The organism is Epilithonimonas sp. (assembly GCF_056329745.1).
In genome coordinates, this window is record NZ_JBWEYV010000008.1 from 75,030 (window position 1) to 93,775 (window position 18,746).

The window sequence follows — 18,746 nt, forward strand, 5'->3', positions numbered from 1 at the left end:
TTCGGCGGGATATTTGTATTTTCACCACAAAATCTAATCGGAATGGTATCAAAAACTACATCGCAAATCAAGGTAAGTGTGACAACCGCGTATGATAATTACAACAGTTATCCTTCCGAAAACCGCTTTGTTTTCCGTTATAATATTGAAATCGAAAACTTGGGGAATATGCCGGTGAAACTACTGACAAGACGCTGGATGATCTACGATCTTGGGTTTGGATTTACCGAGGTAGAAGGTGCCGGCGTTATTGGCCTTACGCCAGTTTTGGAAAGTGGAGAAACCTTCAGTTATTTTTCCAATGTTATCCTGAAATCCGGGGTTGGCAATATGGAAGGCTCTTACAATTTTGAATCACCTGACAAAGATCATTTTTCTGTTGAAATCCCAAAATTCAATTTGGTTTCCGAAGTTTTGAGTAATTAATATTTAATATACGCTGAGCTTCAATTGAATTGGATTATTCGAGAGCCTCAGAATCACAAATTGGAGTTATCAGCAGAAAAAGTTGACAGCATACTCTACAAAATTTTAATCCGTTTACTGAAAACGTCGTTGATTTCATCATTGCTTGTAATCATCAATCTCTCAAAGCTTAACAGGGAAATCTGCGCACAAACCTCTGCGTCTGCATCTGCACGGTGATGGTTAAAACTGATCTGATGATGATCGGCCAAGCTCCGAAGTCCATAACTTTTGAGATCTTTCCATGCTTTTTTGGCGATACCAATACTGCAAAGATAGTTGATGTTGGGTTTGAAAAATCCATAATAATCCAGGCAGCCACGCAAAACGCCGGCATCAAAAGCCGCATTGTGAGCGATTAAAAGATTGCCGTACATCATGCTTTCTACCTCATACCAAACATCATCAAAAGTGGGAGCATCCTGTACATCTTCCGGCAAAATGCCATGAACAGCCACATTATGACGGTTAAAATAAGGAAAAGACGGTGGCTTGATAAGCCATGATTTGGTTTCCTTAATTTGGCCATTTTCTACAATACAAATCCCCAATTCGCAGGCGGAATTTTTCTCGTGCGTGGCGGTTTCAAAATCTAATGCTATAAAATCCATCTCCATTTATTTACCTTGGCCCAAAAAATGTCTAAAAATCAACCATTTAGAATTATAATAGGGATCAATCTGATGTTTTTGCCTCAGCTGAATCGATTTTGGTAGTTGACTGTAGAAGCCCATATGTGCGAGAAAAACAGCCCAAAGATGTTGCCATCCGTTTTGATAAGCCATATAAAAACTGGCAACACCGTCTAATGACAACCTGAAAAACAGAATAAAAAATGCTTTTGCTGCAGGCAAATTCTTGAGCATCATGGTTAAATTATTTCTAAAATTGAGGTATGTCTTTTGAGGATTTTGCTTATTTAATGTTCCGCCACCAACATGGTAGACTTTTGATTTTCCAGTGTAATAGATCTTCCGCCCAGCATTTTTGAGTCTCCAACAAAGGTCGATTTCTTCCTGATGGGCAAAGAATCTTTCGTCAAAACCATCCATACTCCAAAAATCCTGGGATCTGATGAACAACGCGCACCCGGAAGCCCAAAAAATTTCGGTTTCATCATCATATTGGCCATTGTCGGTTTCTATATCGTCAAAAATACGTCCCCGACAATATGGGTAACCCAGATTGTCGATTAATCCGCCACCGGCACCAGCAAATTCAAACTTGTTTTTTTGATTGTAATCAAGGATTTTTGGCTGAACGGCGGCAATGTCAGGATTTTCAATGAAGAGCTTTTTAACCGGATCAATCCAATTCTCTGTAACTTCTACGTCAGAATTTAACAAACAATAAATGTCTGCCTTTATAGTTTTTAACCCATCATTATAACCTTTGGCAAATCCTGAGTTGGAAGTGTTTTGAACAATTTTAACCGAAGGGAAATCAGACTTTAAAAACGAAATAGAGTCATCTGTAGAAGCATTATCAATCACATAGATCTCCGCATCCTGAGAATACCGGATGACCGAAGGTAAAAATGTTTGTAACCAGTTTTTCCCATTCCAATTTAATATAGCAACAGCAACTGTCATTTATTCGTCATATTTTTTGATGGCATCCTTATATTTCCAGCGGCGGTGAGACCAAAGCCAGTTATCAGGTCTTTTTTTTATCGTATTTTCCAGCAGTTTATGAAATTTCCTCACCACTTCATGCTCGACAAACTTCTCGCCCTCAGGATAAATGCGGTAATAATTAACCTGATAAAAACCCCGTTTAACCTTCTTCATTTCGCAAAAGATAAATGCCAAATCCATTCTTGTAGAGAGCTTATCATAGCCTACAAAAGCAGGCGTGCGCTGGTTAAGAAACTTAAGACCATAGTTGACATGCGAGACATGTGGCGTTTGATCTGCCACGAACATGTAAGCAGAATCGCCGTTGTTTGGCGTTCGGAAAATATGTTTAATCACTTCATTGGCTTCCAGTGATTTGTTATTAAAACGATTACGGATTAGTCTTATTTTACTTTCCCAAAAGTGGCTGTTCATTTTCCGATAAACAGGATGACAGTCTTTCTGTGGAATAACGGTGGCCAGAGCGTTGTACCATTCCCAGTTAAAAATATGGCCAGAGAGCATGATTACATTTTTACCTTCTGCCTTTGCCTGGTGAAAAACGTCTTGATTAAGATGTTGCATCCGAACTCTAGATTCGGTGACAGAAATGGTAAAAGCCTTAAGCATCTCGGCAAGGTAATCACAGAAGTTAGAAAAAAAACGTTTGGAAATACCCTTGATTTCAGCTTCAGATTTTTCCGGGAAGGCATTTCTAAGATTTTCTAATACAGTGCTTTTTCTGTAACCAAAAATATAGTAATTAAGAAAAAATACAATATCTGAGAAAAAGTAGAGAATCCTGAGTGGTAATCGGGAAATCAGAAGTAAAAGACTAAATAAAAATTGATTCAATGGATAATGGTTATTGGCAAATATACTGATTATTGTCGGGATATTTGTTTAACTTTGATGATAATTACAATTACAAAATATGAGAAAATCGGTTAATAAGATTTTAATGATAGGAGGGATACTAATGTTTTCTCTTAATTATGCCCAGTCTCAACAGCCCACGCTTAGCAAAGAACAAATTGAAGCCAAGAAGAAGGCGGCAGCTGAAGAAAAAGCAAGACTGCCAAAACCTTACCATCCCGAGGCAAACGCTGAAGCCGATATTGCCAATGCTGTGAAGCAAGCTAAGAAAGAAGGGAAAAATGTCCTGATCCAGGCAGGAGGCAACTGGTGCATCTGGTGCCTTAGGTTCAATAATTATGTTCAGCAAACACCAGAACTTAAAAGCTTTGTAGATCAAAACTATATCTATTATCATCTTAATTGGTCGCCAGAAAATAAGAATGAAAAAGTATTTTCCAAATATGGCAACCCGGGGGAAAAATTTGGTTATCCTGTGTTCATAATTCTGGATGCCAATGGTCAGCAGATCCATACCCAAGACAGTTCTGTATTGGAAGAGGGCAGTGGATACAGCCTAGAAAAAGTACAAGCCTTTTTTAAAGACTGGGCACCCAAAAAATCTTAATTTTAAAGAAAAGGATGATCTCAGCGATCATCCTTTTTTTATATTTTAATCCTTGACAATCTTTTCTATTAATTCTCCAGTTTTAGTCTTAATTTTAATGAGATAGTTGCCTTTTAATAATTTTGATAGATCTATTTTATTTTGATTCTCGATTTTTACAAGCCTTCCTAAATAATCATATACTGAAACTGACTCCACTTTTTTTGAAGACTTAATGATCACAAAATCTTTAGCAGGGTTTGGATAGACCATAATTTTTGATTTTGTCAGATCATTAGTGCCAAGGTAAGTCTGATAAGTTTTATAGAAATTTAAAATCCCATAGCCCATCTGGGAAGATGTATTGGGATATAATGATGCGCTTTGGCGGAGCCTGTCTTTTATAAGCTCACGAGAATCCGATGACGGATAGCTCTGGAGCAAGCAGGTTACACCACCTGCCGCAAGAGGCGTTGCGAAAGATGTTCCGCTGCCATAATCTGAGCTATTATTATAAGCGTAATAAGTGTTGGTTCCTCGTGCTGCCGCATCTGGCTTTACTAGACCTGCAGAATTGGGACCGTAAGAAGAAAAACCGGAAGCATTGCCCGATGATGTAACCGAGCCAATTGAAAAAACTTTAGCATTGTCCGCAGGGGCAGAGATGTAATGCCAGGCATCCTGACCTTCGTTTCCCGCAGCTACCAATACAAAGATTCCTTTTTCTGACGCTATTTGTGCACCGCGGGAAATAAAGGTTGTAGTCCCATTCATATCTTGGTAAGTATAGTCATAACGACTGTCATCGAATTCCGAATATCCCAATGATGTAGAGATGACGTCAACGCCTTGTCTGTCGGCTTCTTCTGCGGCTTCTATCCAATAGAGCTGTTCTTCTGGGATCTCCTTGGCTGCATCTTCTGAAGCATAAAGGTAAAAATCGGCATCCGGCGAAGTGCCAACAAAAGTACCGTCAATATAACCGCCGATAATGCCCAGACACATAGCACCATGAGAATTGAGAGAAGTGCTGTAAACATTGGAAGTTTTAGAAACAAAATTATAAGTAGCCTTAATATGTCCATTATCGCGCATTCTTTTGAAAGCACTTCCCGTGTTCACATAAGGGAATCCCGTGTCAATCACCGCAATAGCCATGCCCGAGCCAGTATATCCCGCAACATGCAAAGCCCTTAGATTGACCTGGTTGATCTGGGACAAACTGTTACCATAATTAAAATTGGCAAGTGCATCTCTTCCTTCAATATCACCATTCTTCGGTTTAAATTTATTGATTTTTTGGCTTCGCTTTCCGCCGCCGTCAGGATTTCTTACGAAACTCTCAACATGGTCTACATAAGATTGCCCTGAAAGTTGTGTTATCTGGCTCGCAGTCGCATTAACCGCTACGCCATTCAGCCATTTTGAGTAGTCCGTCACGGTGAACCCCAAATTTTTAATATTCTGAATATAACTCACTTCTATAGGCGCGTCCTGATCTGTGAGGTCTATGCCAAGTTTATTCCTTCGATCCAGGGATTTTTGGCTCAGCTCAGATAATGGATTATTATAAAAAACTGATTTGCTAGGTTTATCCTTGAAGAACACAAAAACCAGTTCAGTTTGGGCCGCAGCAAACAACGATAGGTTTGCTGCTAATATGGTAAAAATTTTTCTCACGTTTCCGACTTTAGATTTTTCAAACAAAATAATTAAATGTAAATTTACAAAATAAACGGTTTGCTGATAAAACAAGCTAAAATACAAAGCTGACAGCACAAAATAAATATTTGCATATGAAAAAGATCCAGATGGTTGATCTACAAAGCCAGTATTATAAAATTAAGAACGAAGTGGATAATGCAGTCCTGAATGTGATGGATTCTGCAGCTTTTATAAATGGCCCGGAAGTGAAATCCTTCCAGTCCGACCTGGAAAGTTATTTGGTTGTTAAACACGTCATCCCTTGTGCCAACGGGACAGATGCACTTCAGATTGCATTGATGGCTTTAGACCTTAAAGAAGGCGACGAAGTGATTACAGCAGATTTTACATTTGCTGCTACAGTAGAAGTCATCCATCTCCTTAAACTGAAATCGGTTTTGGTAGATGTGGATTATGATACTTTCACAATAGATACAGAAGCTGTTAAAAAGGCTATTACACCAAAAACTAAAGCTATTATTCCGGTTCATCTTTTTGGGCAATGCGCCAATATGGAGGAAATCCTAAAAATAGCCAAAGAACACAATCTTTATGTTATCGAGGATAATGCGCAAGCTATAGGTGCAGAATTCGAGTTTTCCGACGGAACGATTAAACGATCCGGCACTATGGGAACAATTGGGACAACCTCTTTTTTTCCTTCCAAAAATTTGGGGTGCTATGGTGACGGCGGTGCTATTTTTACCAATGATGACCAACTGGCACACAGGATTCGCGGCATTGTGAATCATGGGATGTATGAGCGATATTACCATGACGAAGTGGGCGTCAACTCTAGGCTAGACAGTATTCAGGCCGCTATTTTGAGAAAAAAATTACCTAATCTGGATGCTTACAACGAGGCGCGCAGGAAAGCCGCAGATTTCTACGATGAAGCTTTTGCAGGCAATAACAACATCCGTACACCGGAACGAGCCGAAAATTCTACGCACGTTTTCCATCAATATACACTAAGGATACTGAACGGACAACGAAACGAATTACAAAAATACTTGGCCGAAAAAGAAATCCCGGCGATGATATATTATCCGGTGGCGCTTAGGAAACAAAAAGCCTACTACCAGGAGAGCGATCCAAAGGATTTTATCAATACAGACCAATTGCTGGATCAGGTTATCTCATTGCCAATGCACACCGAGCTTGATGAGGAACAGCTGACCTATATTACAGATTCTGTCCTTGAGTTTTTCACTTTGTCAAAGTTTTAAAACTTTGACAAAGTTTAGCTTAACCGAATGAAAATAAGAGAATGCATATTAGAAACCGATAAGTTTTATCATATCTTCAACAGAGGAATTGATTCTAAAAGAGTTTTTCTGAATGATGAAAATTTTTCTTTTTTTCTTCGGAAGACAGAAAAGTATATCCTGTCTGTTTTTGATGTTTATGCTTATTGCCTAATGCCAAATCATTTTCATTTTATCCTGAAACCAAAATCCGATATTAATTTTGAAAATCAGTTTCGGGAAAAAGGTTTACACTCGGAAGAATCGGTTTTCAGCAAATCTATCGGAAAACTAATCAGCAGTTATACCCAAGCTTTTAACAATGTTTATCAAAGAACAGGTCGTTTGTTCGAATCGCCTTTTAAACGAATCGAAATTGATGCCGAAGACTATTTGAAGAATCTGATTGTTTATATCCATCAAAATGCAGATAATTTTCAGAATTACAAATTTTCGTCTTATCGAGCCATTATATGAGGCTCAGAAACAAGTTTGAAAAGAACGGAAGTTATATGTTTATTTGATGATTTGGAGAATTTTAAATTCTGTCATAAAACTGAAATAAGAATTTGAATTAAACATTTTGTCAAAGTTTTGCGAAGCAAATAAAACTTTGACATAGTTTATAAGTATAAAAAAAATTAACCTAAAACTTTGACAAAGATTTTAAACTTTGTCAAAATGCAAACAAAAAACTATGTCAATACTCGTAACAGGCGGTCTCGGCTATATTGGGTCGCATACAGTTGTAGAATTAATCAACAACAATTTTGATGTCGTTATCGTTGACGACCTTTCCAATTCGGAGAAATTTATCCTTGATAATATCGAAGAAATCACAGGGAAACGCCCTGTTTTTTACCCGTTCGACCTTAAAAGGAAAGAACTTTTAGCTCAGGTTTTTGATGCTCATAACATCGAAGGCTGTATCAATTTTGCAGCTTATAAAGCAGTGGGAGAGAGCATGGTAAAACCTCTGGATTATTATGAGAATAATCTTTTTTCTTTAATTAATGTCCTGCAGGAATTCAAAAAAAGAAATATTTCCAACTTTATTTTCAGTTCCTCTTGCACGGTTTATGGCCAGGCAGACGAGATGCCTATTGACGAAAACACACCACTGAAAGAAGCAGAATCTTCCTATGGCAAAACCAAACAGATGGGTGAGGATATCCTTAAAGATTTCTCAAGAGCTTATCAAAAAAAGGTTTGTCTTCTAAGATATTTTAATCCTATTGGTGCACATCCAACGGCTCTTTTGGGGGAATTACCTGCCGGGATCCCCAACAATCTGGTGCCTTATGTCACACAAACGGCTGCGGGAATCAGGGAAAAACTGAGTGTGTGGGGTGATGATTACCCTACAGAAGACGGTACAGCAGTACGGGATTATATCTATGTTGTGGATTTGGCCAAGGCTCACGTTGCGGCACTACAAAAACTGATGAATTCTGAAGAAGAAACAGTCTTGGAAATTTACAACCTTGGCACGGGAAAAGGTTCTTCGGTACTGGAAGTGGTAAAGGCTTTTGAAGTAGCCAATGATGTCAGCGTACCTTACCAGATCTGCCCAAGGCGGGAAGGTGATATTACCATTGCTTATGCCAATGCAGACAAGGCGGAAAGAGAGCTCCATTGGAAATCCGATACGTCTTTGGAAGAGGCATTGAAAACAACTTGGGAATGGCAAAAATACCTGAAATCTAGAGAAATATAATTTTCTCAATATTAAATAAATGAGGGTGGAGTATCGTTTACTTCACCTTTTTTTGTTTCGATTATAATATTTAGCACTGTTTTTTTGTTAAATACAAATAGTGGATGGTTTTGAAAAAGTTACTTTTTTTATGTTGCCTTAATGTAAGTTTTGCGATCTTCGCACAAAACAATCTTACGTTTTCCAATGACCGTTTTTCTGGGATTAATAGTGTTGTTTTATCGCCAACGCAAAGTTATCTCAACCCAAATCCTTGGGACATTAATCTTGTTTCTGCTGATCTTTTTTTTCAAAATGATTATGCTTTTATCTCAAAGCAGAGTCTGCTTGGGTTATTTTCAGCAAATATAAAAATAGCTAATCATCGTGAAAATGTGACCGGTGAGAATCAGTCCAATGTTATGGATTTTTACAACAAAAATCTGGCAAACCTTAGTCTTAATTCCGATATTTTGGGTCCATCATTTTCTATGACTGCCAAGCTTGGAGACAGAAAATATGTATTGGGCTTGTTTAGCAGAATCAGGACACAAACTTCACTTTTGGGATTGGATAATTATCTGCGGTTTAATAATCAAGGTGTTTCCCAACCTGTCACATTTGAGATGAGTCCTTTACATACTTCGGCAATGAACTGGGCAGAAGTTGGTCTTAACCTTGCTACCGAAATCTTCCCAGATTCCGAAAAACAATGGATCATCGGTTCCAATTTAAAATACGAAATCGGGCTGGATGCTGCGAATATCAAAAGCTTATCAAACATTACGCTTACCGCGAAAGATTCGGTAGATCCAGAGAATCCAAATAAGGATATCTATGCATCTGGATATGATTTGGCAGCTTCTTACAGTACCGGCTACAATGCAGACAAAAACCAATATCAACCGCGCCCAAACGGTAGCGGTGTTGGTTTGGATTTAGGGATTGCCATGCTGGACAAAGACAAAAATGATGATGAATATAATTACAAAGTCGCATTTAATGTAACGGATTTTGGGTTTGTCAACTTCAAGTCTGGGCGCAACCATTATTTTAAAGGGAATACTGTTTGGTTACAAAATAACCCAGAATTAGAAAATCGAAAATACGATGGCCCGGAAGAATTTCTCAGGATGCTGAGCGAACAGGCTTACGGCAATGCGGATGCTTCTTTCACAGGAACGGGATTCAGGATTGGATTGCCGACTGCCATTAATATCAATTACAGCCAAAAAATCAAAGCCAATCATTTTGTCAACTTTAATTGGATTCAGAGAATGCCTGTTTTTGAGAATAGTATAAAAAGGAGCAATATCATCAATGCCAATTACAGCATCCAGAAGAATGCTTTGGCGTATGGGTTTTCTACATCTTTTGTGGATTATAAAAACCTGCAGTTTGGTGGTTATTTACGATTAGGACCTGTTATCTTGGGCAGCGAAAATATTTTTCCGGTTCTTTTTAAACAAAACAAGCTTCATGCGGCTTCGGTTTATTTGGCAGTCAAACTTTATCCGTTCTGGGACAACGATATGAAAAGGCACCGACGTAAAAAATGCGATTGTGAAAAATGATCAGGCTTAATTTTAAGATTTTTTCTCAGCAAAACTGAAGATGTTATGAAGTTTCACTTCAGCAAAACCGGTCGATTTTATCTTGGAGGCTACAATCATCGCTTTTGCCAAAACGGCTGTTGGCAAAGGCTGTTGACTTTTGAATAAACCTAAGCTATTCAAAAATTTGACAACCTTAAGGCTCAGGACTTCTGCATTCCGGTCACTGTTTTTGCGTTCCAGCATACCCGGTTTGAAAATGGTTGTTTTATCGAATTTCAAATTCTTAACTGCTTCTTCCAATTCGCCCTTTATCCTTGAATAAAAAATTTTGGAATCAGGATTGGCCCCGTAAGCCGAAACCAGGATGTAATCCTCAACATTATTTTGCCGCGCTGCTTTTGCAAACTCCAGCTGATAATCATAATCTATGATTTTTTGGTTGGCTTTGCTACCGGCAGATTTCAGCGTTGTTCCCAAGCAGGAAAATGCCACATCACCTTTTACAAGATCTTGCCATTCCTCGGGATGGTCAAAATCTACGAGATGCGATTTTATTTTGTCATGATGAAAATCAGAACGGCGCCTTACAAAAATATCAACCTGTTCAAAGTCTGGGTCTGCGCAAAGCTGATTCACAAGATCTGTCCCGGTGGCGCCAGTTGCACCAATTACCAAAGCCTTCATAAACATAAGATTTGATAATAAAGGTAGGCATAATTTTCTTACGAAATTAACTACTGCAATTGGTTCAGGTATTCCTCTAGGATAATTTTAAACCATTCTGTAAAATGATCAGGTTTTTCCGCGATTTCCTTTTGCAGGTCAACAAGCGAGATATAACGTATTTCCGAAACTTCTTCCGGATTCAGATTAAAATTTCCGTCAAAATCCCCGGTAAAAACATAATCTAGCTCGTGCTCCCACAGGCCGTCACCCACATCCGCTTTGTAGATAAAATGGAATTTCTCTGTCAGGTCACAATCAATTCCCAGCTCCTCCTTTAGCCGCCTTTTGGCCGCATCGGGATAAGATTCGTTTATCCTGGGGTGCGAGCAGCAGGCATTGGTCCATTGGTTCGGCGAGTGATACTTTTCCCCGGCTCGCTTCTGCAGCAGCATTTCCCCGTTTTTATTGAACAAAAAAACCGAAAAAGCACGGTGCAAAAGTCCGTTTTCATGTGCCTGCATTTTTTCCATTTGCCCCAAAACTTCATCCTGAGGATTTACCAATACCACTTTTTCCATCTTACAAAAATAAGGATTTTAGAATTAATTTTTCAGGCTTTTTGATGAAGCTAAAATGTTGTAATTATTTTTATTGGGAGCTATTTCCCGCTGTCCACTGTATCTTTTTTCCATCACCAGACCTCCGCAAAAAAAGGATGCCGTTTCCATCGGGGCTAGGGTTTTGTAAAAAAACAACACTAACAAATCAAAGTAAAATGTTAAGATATTCTTGTTTGAAGAATAATTTTAAGTTTTTAACCCTCAAAATATAGATTTCAAACCAAAAGAAAAGTATCAGGTCCTCAATAAACTTTAAAACTCTCCGGCTCTGAAAACCCTAAACACACTCTCTCCACTCATTCGAAAAAGCGATAAAATCGGCTACAGAAAGCTCTTCTGCACGGATATCCAAGAAGGGATGTGATTTTAGCATTTCTGGGATTCCTAGCACTTTCAGAGAATTGCTCATTTTTTTACGTCGTTGTCCAAATCCGGCCTTTACAATCTGTTTAAAAAGGATTTCGTTTCCGGCCAAACCGGGTTTCAGGTTCCGTGTCATTCGGATAACACCCGATTTTACTTTCGGTGGCGGATTAAACACATTCTCATGAACCGTGAAAAGGTACTCCACATCATAGTAAGCCTGCACGAGAACCGACAAGATGCCGTAATCCTTGGTTCTTGGTTTGGCCGCCGTCCTTTCCGCAACTTCCTTCTGGAACATGCCGCTCATCTCGGGAATAAACGTGAAATTATCAATAATCTTAAACAAAATCTGCGATGAGATATTGTACGGGAAATTCCCAATCACGGCCAGCTCTTCGCCAAAGATTTCGGGAATATTGATCTTAAGGAAATCGCCTACAAAATGCTGCGCTTCCAGCTTAGGATAATGTTCTTTCAGATAAACTATAGATTCCTGATCGATCTCTGCAACGTAGATTTCAGTATTTTTCTGCAAAAGGAATTTGGTAAGAACGCCCATTCCCGGACCAACTTCCAACACTTTTTTGTAGCCTTCAAACGACAGTGAATCCACAATTTTTCCGGCAATGTTTTGATCTGTGAGGAAATGCTGCCCAAGGTGTTTTTTTGCTCTTACGTCCAATGCTGATTTTTTACAAAGTTATATTATTTATCTAAAGTTTAATCGTGCTGAAATTCACTGATGAAATGCAGTTTCACATTCGGGAATTTCTCCTGTGTCATGTGAATCGTGAAAGACGAATCTGCCAAGAAAACCAATTGGTCATATTTGTCCCTAGCTAGAAAACGCTGTTTTAAGCGGGCAAATTCCCGGAACTCTTCTGATTTTTCATCGGCTTCTATCCAGCAAGCTTTATGGATGCTGATTGGTTCGTAAGTACATTTGGCGCCGTATTCGTGCTCCAAACGGTATTGGATCACTTCGTACTGAAGCGCACCAACGGTTCCGATAATTTTTCTGTTGTTCATTTCAAGTGTAAACAGCTGAGCCACACCTTCATCCATCAATTGATCTACACCTTTTGCTAATTGTTTGGCTTTCAACGGATCATTATTATTGATATAACGGAAATGCTCCGGTGAGAAACTTGGGATACCTTTGAAGCTCAGCTTTTCGCCAGCGGTCAATGTATCGCCAATCCTGAAACTTCCGGTGTCATGAAGCCCCACAATATCGCCGGGGAAACTCTCGTCCACAACCTCTTTTTTATCTGCAAAGAATGCGTTGGGAGAGGAGAATTTCATCTTTTTGCCTTCTCTTACCAGCAAGTAATTTTCATTTCTTTTAAACGTCCCCGATACGATTTTCACAAACGCCAAACGGTCGCGGTGTTTGGGATCCATATTGGCATGGATTTTAAAAACAAAACCTGTAAAATTGGGTTCTTCAGGTTTTACCAATCTTGTTTCGCTTTCTTTGGGTTGTGGCATTGGCGCGATGTCTATAAAGGCGTTCAGCAATTCCCTAACCCCAAAATTATTAAGCGCAGAACCGAAGAAAACCGGCTGCTGCTCGCCATTCATATAATCCTCGCGGTTAAATTCGGGATAAACGGATTGTATCAATTCTAATTCTTCCCTCAATGTTTTAGCTGCCTTTTCGCCAACAGCTTCATCGATAGAAGTATCATTGATGTCATCAAATTTTATGGATTCCCCAACTTTCTGTTTTTTCTCTTCCAGAAATAACTGGATGTTGTTTTCCCAAATATTATAAATCCCCTGGAAGTCGCTTCCCATACCAATTGGCAAAGAAAGCGGGCAAACGGTTAAACCTAATTTCTGTTCCACTTCGTCCAGAAGGTCAAAAGCATCTTTCCCTTCACGGTCCAGTTTGTTGATGAAAACAATCATCGGGATATTTCTCATCCTACACACCTGAACCAGTTTTTCGGTCTGTTCCTCAACACCTTTTGCCACGTCTATTACCACAATTACAGAGTCAACGGCTGTTAATGTGCGGTAAGTATCTTCGGCAAAATCTTTGTGACCAGGCGTATCCAGGATGTTGATTTTATGGTCTCTATACTCAAAAGCCAAAACCGATGTTGCCACAGAAATCCCTCTCTGGCGCTCAATCTCCATAAAGTCGGAGGTTGCCCCTTTTTTAATTTTGTTAGATTTTACGGCACCGGCTTCCTGAATGGCACCTCCAAAAAGCAGGAGCTTTTCCGTTAATGTCGTTTTACCGGCATCGGGGTGGGAGATGATTCCGAAAGTTTTTCTTTTGCTGATTTCCTGTTCTAGAGACATAATAAAATTTGAGACTGCAAAAATCGTGATTTTTATCGAATCCTGAAAGTCTTCAATTTTATTATTAATTCAATCAAAAAAATCACATCCCCGAACCGGAATCTTTGATTTTTAAATAATAAGCCAACGCCAAACCGATCAAAACAATCCCCACGCTGAATGGAAAGATATATGCCAGGCCGAAATGATCTGCCACGCCGCCAATCAGCGGCCCTGTGATGCCTAAGGAAATGTCAATAAAAAGCCCGTATCCTGCTAATGCTGAACCATGGTTAGATGGAGGAACAGCCTTGATAGCCATAACGCCCAAAGCCGGAAAAATTAGGGAGAATCCCAAACCTGTGATCCCAGCACCAATTAATGCCATGTACGATTGATGTGACAGACTGATAACCGTCAAGCCAATGGTCTCAACAGCCAAGCTGGCAATGGCCACGCGGATGCCGCCAAAAGTATTAATCGCATTGCTGAAAACAATCCGGGAAAAGACAAACAAAATCCCAAAAACCGACAGGCATAGCGCACCATCTTTCCAATGATAATAGTCGTAATACAATGTGATGAATGTGGAAATGGTTGCAAAACCAAGGCCTCCAAACGCCAGGCAAAAACCAAACGGCGCAACCTTGGCTAAAACGGACCAGAAAGATTGCTGTTTCTCCGCAGAGTGTATTCCTATTTTGTTCTGCTTATTTCTGGCCATCAGAAAACCAACCAATCCTGCAACAATAATCAGAATGCCTAATCCGTAAAAACTTAAATTGTTGACTATTATAACACCAGAAAATGCTCCTAAAGCCAAAGCACCATACGAAGCGACACCATTATAAGAAATAATTTTTGCAGTATGCTGATCGCCCAAAGATAAAATAGCCCAGTTGATAGGGCTTGCGCCTACCATTCCCTCAGCACAACCGGTTAAAAGACGGGTTATAATCAAAAAAATGAGGCTGATGGCTGGTGAAAAGCGAAAGTAATAAGCACCAATCAAAATAGCTCCTGTGACTGCAAAACTTAACATACTGCCAATCACCGCAGGTTTTGGGCCTTTCTGATCCACAATTTTACCGGAATAGGCACGCATCAGGAAAGTACTTACATACTGTAAACTAATCACAATACCTGCAATTAGCATGCTGAATCCCAAGGTTTTATTAATGAAAATGGGTAAAACCGATAAGGATAAACCAATGATAAAATAACCTATAAAGGTAAAAGCAATATAGGATATTAATTGATTGAAAATGTTTTTGGGAGTTTCTGAGTCAACTGTCATTATGCTAATTAGATATTGCAAAATTAGCATTTTGAGAATTGTTATTTAATTATTTAAAAATGATTATCCAGGTCATAAGCAAAAGCATCAATACAATAAATAATAATCCCGAAACAAAATTTCTTACTTCAAATTTTTTGGCCGTCAAATTAGAGTAGGGCAGATAGAAACAATTGAGACAAAAAAATAGAAATGCCCCAACGGAAATTATAATGTCCCAGAAGAATAAGTTTTTGTGCATAACAACTGAGATATTCATTAAAAATAAGAATAATAATTCAAATATTCAGTAACTTTCGGTTTTCAAAAATCAATCATGGAACAATATAGATTGGAGAGCGATCTGCTCGGCGAATTACAGGTACCAATTGGTGCTTATTATGGAGTTCAGACCCAACGTGCTATTAACAATTTCAATATTTCAGGTCAAAAATTATTTTCTTACCCCGAGTTTATCAAAGCTTTGGGTTATGTGAAAAAAGGGGCAGCAAAAACCAATTATGAGCTAGGTCTGCTGGATGAAAACCTGTATCAGCATATCAATAAAGCCTGCGATGCGGTGATCTCGGGAAAATACAATTATGAGTTTCCGGTTGATATGATCCAGGGCGGAGCAGGAACTTCGGTTAACATGAATACCAACGAAGTCATTGCCAATATCACGCTGGAGCTGCTTGGCCATCAGAAAGGTGAATATCAGTTTTGTTCGCCTAACGACCATGTTAATTTGTCACAGTCCACCAATGATGCCTACCCAAGTGCCATAAAAATTGCACTGTATAATATGAATAAAATCCTGGTAGAAAAACTGAAACAAATTGTGGAAGCATTTCGCCAAAAAGGTTTTGAATTTCAGGATGTTATCAAGATGGGACGCACCCAGTTGCAGGATGCAGTGCCAATGACCATGGGGCAGGAGTTTGAAGCATTTGCGGCCACATTGGACGAAGATATTGAAAAACTGAATAACAATGCCAAGCTTTTTGTAGAACTCAACATGGGCGCAACGGCTATTGGGACAGGTATTAATGCGCCATCAGGATATGCTAAAAAATGCGCTGAGAATTTAGCCGAAATTACCGGTATGCCTATTATCTCAGCACCGGATTTGGTAGAAGCTACGCCGGATACGGGTGCGTACGTTATCTATTCTTCTGCTATGAAAAGGATGGCTGTAAAACTTTCCAAAATCTGTAACGATTTACGGTTGCTTTCTTCTGGTCCGCGTGCCGGTTTGTATGAGATCAACCTTCCCCCTATGCAGCCGGGATCATCCATTATGCCAGGAAAAGTGAACCCTGTGATTCCGGAAGTTGTAAACCAGGTTTGCTATAAAGTGATTGGTAATGACCTGACTGTAACTTTTGCGGCAGAAGCCGGGCAATTGCAGCTGAACGTGATGGAGCCTGTGCTTTGCCACGCCATAATGGAAAATATTCATTTTCTTTGTAATGCGCTTGATACGCTTCGCGAAAAATGCGTTGTCGGTATTACTGCAAACAAAGAAGTTTGCCTAAATATGGTAAAAAACAGCATTGGGATTGTAACGGCGCTTAACCCTTACATCGGTTATAAAAACTCGACCAAGATTGCAAAAGAAGCTTTGGAAACTGGTAAAAGCGTGTATGACCTGGTGATTGAACATCAATTGTTGTCTCAGGAAAAACTGGACGAAATCCTGGATCCTAAAAACATGCTGAACCCGCATAACAAAATACTGATTTAGAATTTTGAAGTTCCTCATCATCATTCCGGCTCATAACGAGGAAAATAACATTTCCCTCTGTCTGGATTCTCTTAAACATCAGAGTTTTCAGGATTTTCTCTGTATGGTGGTGAACGACGGCTCTACCGATAAAACTGGAGAAATAGCTCAGGAATTGGTTCATCAGACTTCAAACTTCAAACTTCAGACTTTAGAAACATCTGAGCATCATCCTGGCGCCAAAGTGGTAAAAACTTTTTATCAGGGTTTGGAGTCTGTTGACTGGCAAGATTTTGACATCATCTGTAAATTTGATGCGGATATTGTATTTCCTAAAAATTACCTGGAAAAAATCAATCATAAATTTGAGACCAATCCAACAATCGGCATTTGTTCCGGTTTGGTTTATATCAGAAATTACAAGCAGAATCCGGAGATCAAAAACCTGAGGAAACAAAGCGAAAACTGGGCAGATTTTAGCAATCAAAATAAAGACTGGGTTTTTGAAAACCTATCTTCGCGGGATCACGTCCGTGGTCCGATAAAAGCTTACAGGAGAGAATGTTTTGTTGCTATGAAGGGGCTGCGTCCGGTGCTTGGCTGGGACAATCTGGATATTTTGCTGGCAAAGATGCATCATTGGGAAGTGGTTACCATCAAGGATCTTTGGGTAAAACACCTGCGGCCAACGGCTTACAAATACAAATCGCAGAAGGCAGAAAAACTAGGGCAGTATTTTTATAATATTGGTCTCAGCTTACCTTTGGCAATGATTTCTTCCGCAAAATCTTCTTTTAAAAACCAATCTGTAAAAGAATTTTTTGTAACCATCAGATCTTTTCTGAGGCAAAAAGGGCAGCTACAGCTAAGTAAAGAAGAAATTAAATTCATCAGAAACCTGAGGTGGAAAGAGTTTTTTAAAAATTTTGGATTTTAACAAAGCTTTTCAGGGCTGAAAAATCATGAAAGGTTCAGAAGAAAAAACAGACTATCATTTTGAAAAAAATTGCATACATAGAGCTGGATACGCACGCCGAGTTGGCCGCCAATTTTTATGAATTGACGAAAGATTCCGCTGATATTTCTGTTGATTTCTACTTCTCCGAAAAGATATTTAAACTACTCAATATCCGAGATAAAAACATCCATATCACAGACTATTCTGACCTTTTGGACATTCTTAAAAAGAAGAAATATGACCTGATTATTATCGGGACCGTTCACAGGCATTTTATTTTTTACAAAGCCATTGTGAAAAGATATAACACGGCGGTTCTTGTACATAATCTCAATTTTTCACAAGCTTCCAAATGGGATTTATTTAAAAGTATCTTCAGGAAAGATTTTAAATACAGGCTCAAACTGCTATTGAAAGAAGGATTGTTGGAGGCTCCGAATGTTTATCAAAAAGCTAAAAATATTTTGGCGATCGATAAAAAAATGTCGGAAAAATATCAATTTAAATTCCTTCCACTTTATCACTATAATGCTTCAATAGGAAAATCAGCTCAATTATTGGATCGTCAAATTATTAAGATTGTCATTCCCGGCGCTGTTTCTCAGAGCAGGCGGGATTATGATTCGTTGTTTGAAAAACTGAAAAATTTCAAGGATAATGGTTTGTTTTACCAATTTATTTTCCTGGGAAAAGCATCAGGGAAAGAGTTGGAAAAGCTGAAATATTTTGAAAAAAATAATCTTCAAAATATTAATTTTCAATATTTTATAGATAAAATTCCACAGGATCAGTTTGACAAAATAATGTCCACTGCGGATCTTCTGTATTGCCCGATACAGCCAAAAACTGATTTTTTCTCTGTGAAAGAATTCTATGGAAAAACCAAAGCAAGCGGAAACATCGGTGATGCTATCAAGTATGGTAAACCGGCAATTTTCCCTGCAAGCTATCCTTCTAATCTCGATTTTATAATCGTAGAAACATCTGATCTGCAGCATCAAATAACGGAATTGTTTCGTCAAAACTTTGATTTCAGTTCTTATTCTAAAGAGCACGTATCCCAGGATTTGGTCACGCTGCTTAAACGACTTTAAAA

The 18,746-nt window shown here is 38.9% G+C and carries 18 protein-coding genes; 9 read left to right on the forward strand and 9 right to left on the reverse strand.

The window, feature by feature from the left end; all coding sequences use genetic code 11:
- Positions 1-42: 42 nt before the first annotated feature.
- Positions 43-426 (forward strand): Co2+/Mg2+ efflux protein ApaG, encoded by a 384-nt coding sequence (gene apaG / locus AC00Y6_RS07880; RefSeq protein ID WP_474490072.1) that lies wholly within the window; start codon positions 43-45, stop codon positions 424-426.
- A 95-nt stretch (positions 427-521) separates the two neighbouring features.
- Here apaG and AC00Y6_RS07885 read toward each other — a convergent pair whose 3' ends face one another.
- The 3 genes from AC00Y6_RS07885 to AC00Y6_RS07895 are packed head-to-tail and all read right to left on the reverse strand — an operon-like array spanning position 522 to position 2,936.
- On the reverse strand, positions 522-1,076 hold the full coding sequence (locus AC00Y6_RS07885; RefSeq protein WP_474490073.1) for a 3'-5' exonuclease: 555 nt from the start codon (positions 1,074-1,076) through the stop codon (positions 522-524).
- Positions 1,077-1,082: 6 nt separating this feature from the next.
- On the reverse strand, positions 1,083-2,057 hold the full coding sequence (locus AC00Y6_RS07890; RefSeq protein ID WP_474490074.1) for a glycosyltransferase family 2 protein: 975 nt from the start codon (positions 2,055-2,057) through the stop codon (positions 1,083-1,085).
- Positions 2,058-2,936 (reverse strand): lysophospholipid acyltransferase family protein, encoded by an 879-nt coding sequence (locus AC00Y6_RS07895; protein ID WP_474490075.1) that lies wholly within the window; start codon positions 2,934-2,936, stop codon positions 2,058-2,060.
- Between the two features lie 124 nt (positions 2,937-3,060).
- Here AC00Y6_RS07895 and AC00Y6_RS07900 point away from each other — a divergent pair, with 124 nt between their 5' ends.
- Positions 3,061-3,564: a thioredoxin family protein gene (locus AC00Y6_RS07900; RefSeq protein WP_474490119.1), complete on the forward strand. Its 504-nt coding sequence runs from the start codon at positions 3,061-3,063 to the stop codon at positions 3,562-3,564.
- Between the two features lie 45 nt (positions 3,565-3,609).
- Here the strand turns inward: AC00Y6_RS07900 and AC00Y6_RS07905 are convergent, their stop codons facing one another.
- Positions 3,610-5,223 (reverse strand): S8/S53 family peptidase, encoded by a 1,614-nt coding sequence (locus AC00Y6_RS07905; RefSeq protein WP_474490076.1) that lies wholly within the window; start codon positions 5,221-5,223, stop codon positions 3,610-3,612.
- A 116-nt stretch (positions 5,224-5,339) separates the two neighbouring features.
- On the opposite strand from AC00Y6_RS07905, the gene AC00Y6_RS07910 reads away from it, so the two are divergent.
- The 4 genes from AC00Y6_RS07910 to AC00Y6_RS07925 all read left to right on the forward strand — a co-directional run bounded on the left by AC00Y6_RS07910 (position 5,340) and on the right by AC00Y6_RS07925 (position 9,764).
- A complete protein-coding gene (locus AC00Y6_RS07910; protein WP_474490077.1) occupies positions 5,340-6,476 on the forward strand; it encodes a DegT/DnrJ/EryC1/StrS family aminotransferase in 1,137 nt (378 codons plus the stop codon).
- Positions 6,477-6,503: 27 nt separating this feature from the next.
- Complete coding sequence (locus AC00Y6_RS07915) at positions 6,504-6,971, forward strand: transposase (protein WP_474490078.1); 468 nt, start codon at positions 6,504-6,506, stop codon at positions 6,969-6,971.
- Between the two features lie 220 nt (positions 6,972-7,191).
- The gene (gene galE, locus AC00Y6_RS07920) at positions 7,192-8,211 is read left to right on the forward strand and encodes a UDP-glucose 4-epimerase GalE (protein ID WP_474490079.1); all 1,020 of its coding nucleotides are present in this window, start codon (positions 7,192-7,194) and stop codon (positions 8,209-8,211) included.
- 110 nt (positions 8,212-8,321) lie between these two features.
- The gene (locus AC00Y6_RS07925; RefSeq protein WP_474490080.1) at positions 8,322-9,764 is read left to right on the forward strand and encodes a hypothetical protein; all 1,443 of its coding nucleotides are present in this window, start codon (positions 8,322-8,324) and stop codon (positions 9,762-9,764) included.
- A gap of 12 nt (positions 9,765-9,776) precedes the next feature.
- On the opposite strand, the gene AC00Y6_RS07930 is transcribed toward AC00Y6_RS07925, so the two are convergent.
- The 5 genes from AC00Y6_RS07930 to AC00Y6_RS07950 all read right to left on the reverse strand — a co-directional run bounded on the left by AC00Y6_RS07930 (position 9,777) and on the right by AC00Y6_RS07950 (position 14,987).
- Positions 9,777-10,430, reverse strand: coding sequence for an NAD(P)H-binding protein (locus AC00Y6_RS07930; RefSeq protein ID WP_474490081.1), 654 nt, complete (start codon positions 10,428-10,430; stop codon positions 9,777-9,779).
- Positions 10,431-10,480: 50 nt separating this feature from the next.
- The gene (idi, locus tag AC00Y6_RS07935; protein WP_474490082.1) at positions 10,481-10,990 is read right to left on the reverse strand and encodes an isopentenyl-diphosphate Delta-isomerase; all 510 of its coding nucleotides are present in this window, start codon (positions 10,988-10,990) and stop codon (positions 10,481-10,483) included.
- Positions 10,991-11,309: 319 nt separating this feature from the next.
- Positions 11,310-12,080, reverse strand: coding sequence for a 16S rRNA (adenine(1518)-N(6)/adenine(1519)-N(6))-dimethyltransferase RsmA (gene rsmA, locus AC00Y6_RS07940; RefSeq protein WP_474490083.1), 771 nt, complete (start codon positions 12,078-12,080; stop codon positions 11,310-11,312).
- Between the two features lie 38 nt (positions 12,081-12,118).
- Positions 12,119-13,711, reverse strand: a complete 1,593-nt coding sequence (locus tag AC00Y6_RS07945) for a peptide chain release factor 3 (RefSeq protein WP_474490084.1) — start codon at positions 13,709-13,711, stop codon at positions 12,119-12,121.
- An 82-nt stretch (positions 13,712-13,793) separates the two neighbouring features.
- Complete coding sequence (locus AC00Y6_RS07950; protein WP_474490085.1) at positions 13,794-14,987, reverse strand: MFS transporter; 1,194 nt, start codon at positions 14,985-14,987, stop codon at positions 13,794-13,796.
- 316 nt (positions 14,988-15,303) lie between these two features.
- On the opposite strand from AC00Y6_RS07950, the gene aspA reads away from it, so the two are divergent.
- From aspA to AC00Y6_RS07965, 3 genes are read left to right on the forward strand one after another with little or no spacing between them, the layout of a single operon-like run.
- Positions 15,304-16,713, forward strand: coding sequence for an aspartate ammonia-lyase (aspA, locus tag AC00Y6_RS07955; RefSeq protein WP_474490086.1), 1,410 nt, complete (start codon positions 15,304-15,306; stop codon positions 16,711-16,713).
- Positions 16,714-16,717: 4 nt separating this feature from the next.
- A complete protein-coding gene (locus AC00Y6_RS07960) occupies positions 16,718-17,629 on the forward strand; it encodes a glycosyltransferase family 2 protein (RefSeq protein WP_474490087.1) in 912 nt (303 codons plus the stop codon).
- A 59-nt stretch (positions 17,630-17,688) separates the two neighbouring features.
- A complete protein-coding gene (locus AC00Y6_RS07965; protein ID WP_474490088.1) occupies positions 17,689-18,744 on the forward strand; it encodes a glycosyltransferase family protein in 1,056 nt (351 codons plus the stop codon).
- The last annotated feature ends 2 nt before the right edge of the window (positions 18,745-18,746 follow it).

Bases quoted from the DNA above. Each gene is read 5' to 3' on its own strand.
- apaG (WP_474490072.1), top strand. From the start codon at position 43: ATGGTATCAAAAACTACATCGCAAATCAAGGTAAGTGTGACAACCGCG.
- AC00Y6_RS07885 (WP_474490073.1), bottom strand. From the start codon at position 1,076: ATGGATTTTATAGCATTAGATTTTGAAACCGCCACGCACGAGAAAAAT.
- AC00Y6_RS07890 (WP_474490074.1), bottom strand. From the start codon at position 2,057: ATGACAGTTGCTGTTGCTATATTAAATTGGAATGGGAAAAACTGGTTA.
- AC00Y6_RS07900 (WP_474490119.1), top strand. From the start codon at position 3,061: ATGTTTTCTCTTAATTATGCCCAGTCTCAACAGCCCACGCTTAGCAAA.
- AC00Y6_RS07910 (WP_474490077.1), top strand. From the start codon at position 5,340: ATGAAAAAGATCCAGATGGTTGATCTACAAAGCCAGTATTATAAAATT.
- AC00Y6_RS07915 (WP_474490078.1), top strand. From the start codon at position 6,504: ATGAAAATAAGAGAATGCATATTAGAAACCGATAAGTTTTATCATATC.
- galE (WP_474490079.1), top strand. From the start codon at position 7,192: ATGTCAATACTCGTAACAGGCGGTCTCGGCTATATTGGGTCGCATACA.
- AC00Y6_RS07930 (WP_474490081.1), bottom strand. From the start codon at position 10,430: ATGAAGGCTTTGGTAATTGGTGCAACTGGCGCCACCGGGACAGATCTT.
- idi (WP_474490082.1), bottom strand. From the start codon at position 10,990: ATGGAAAAAGTGGTATTGGTAAATCCTCAGGATGAAGTTTTGGGGCAA.
- AC00Y6_RS07945 (WP_474490084.1), bottom strand. From the start codon at position 13,711: ATGTCTCTAGAACAGGAAATCAGCAAAAGAAAAACTTTCGGAATCATC.
- AC00Y6_RS07950 (WP_474490085.1), bottom strand. From the start codon at position 14,987: ATGACAGTTGACTCAGAAACTCCCAAAAACATTTTCAATCAATTAATA.
- aspA (WP_474490086.1), top strand. From the start codon at position 15,304: ATGGAACAATATAGATTGGAGAGCGATCTGCTCGGCGAATTACAGGTA.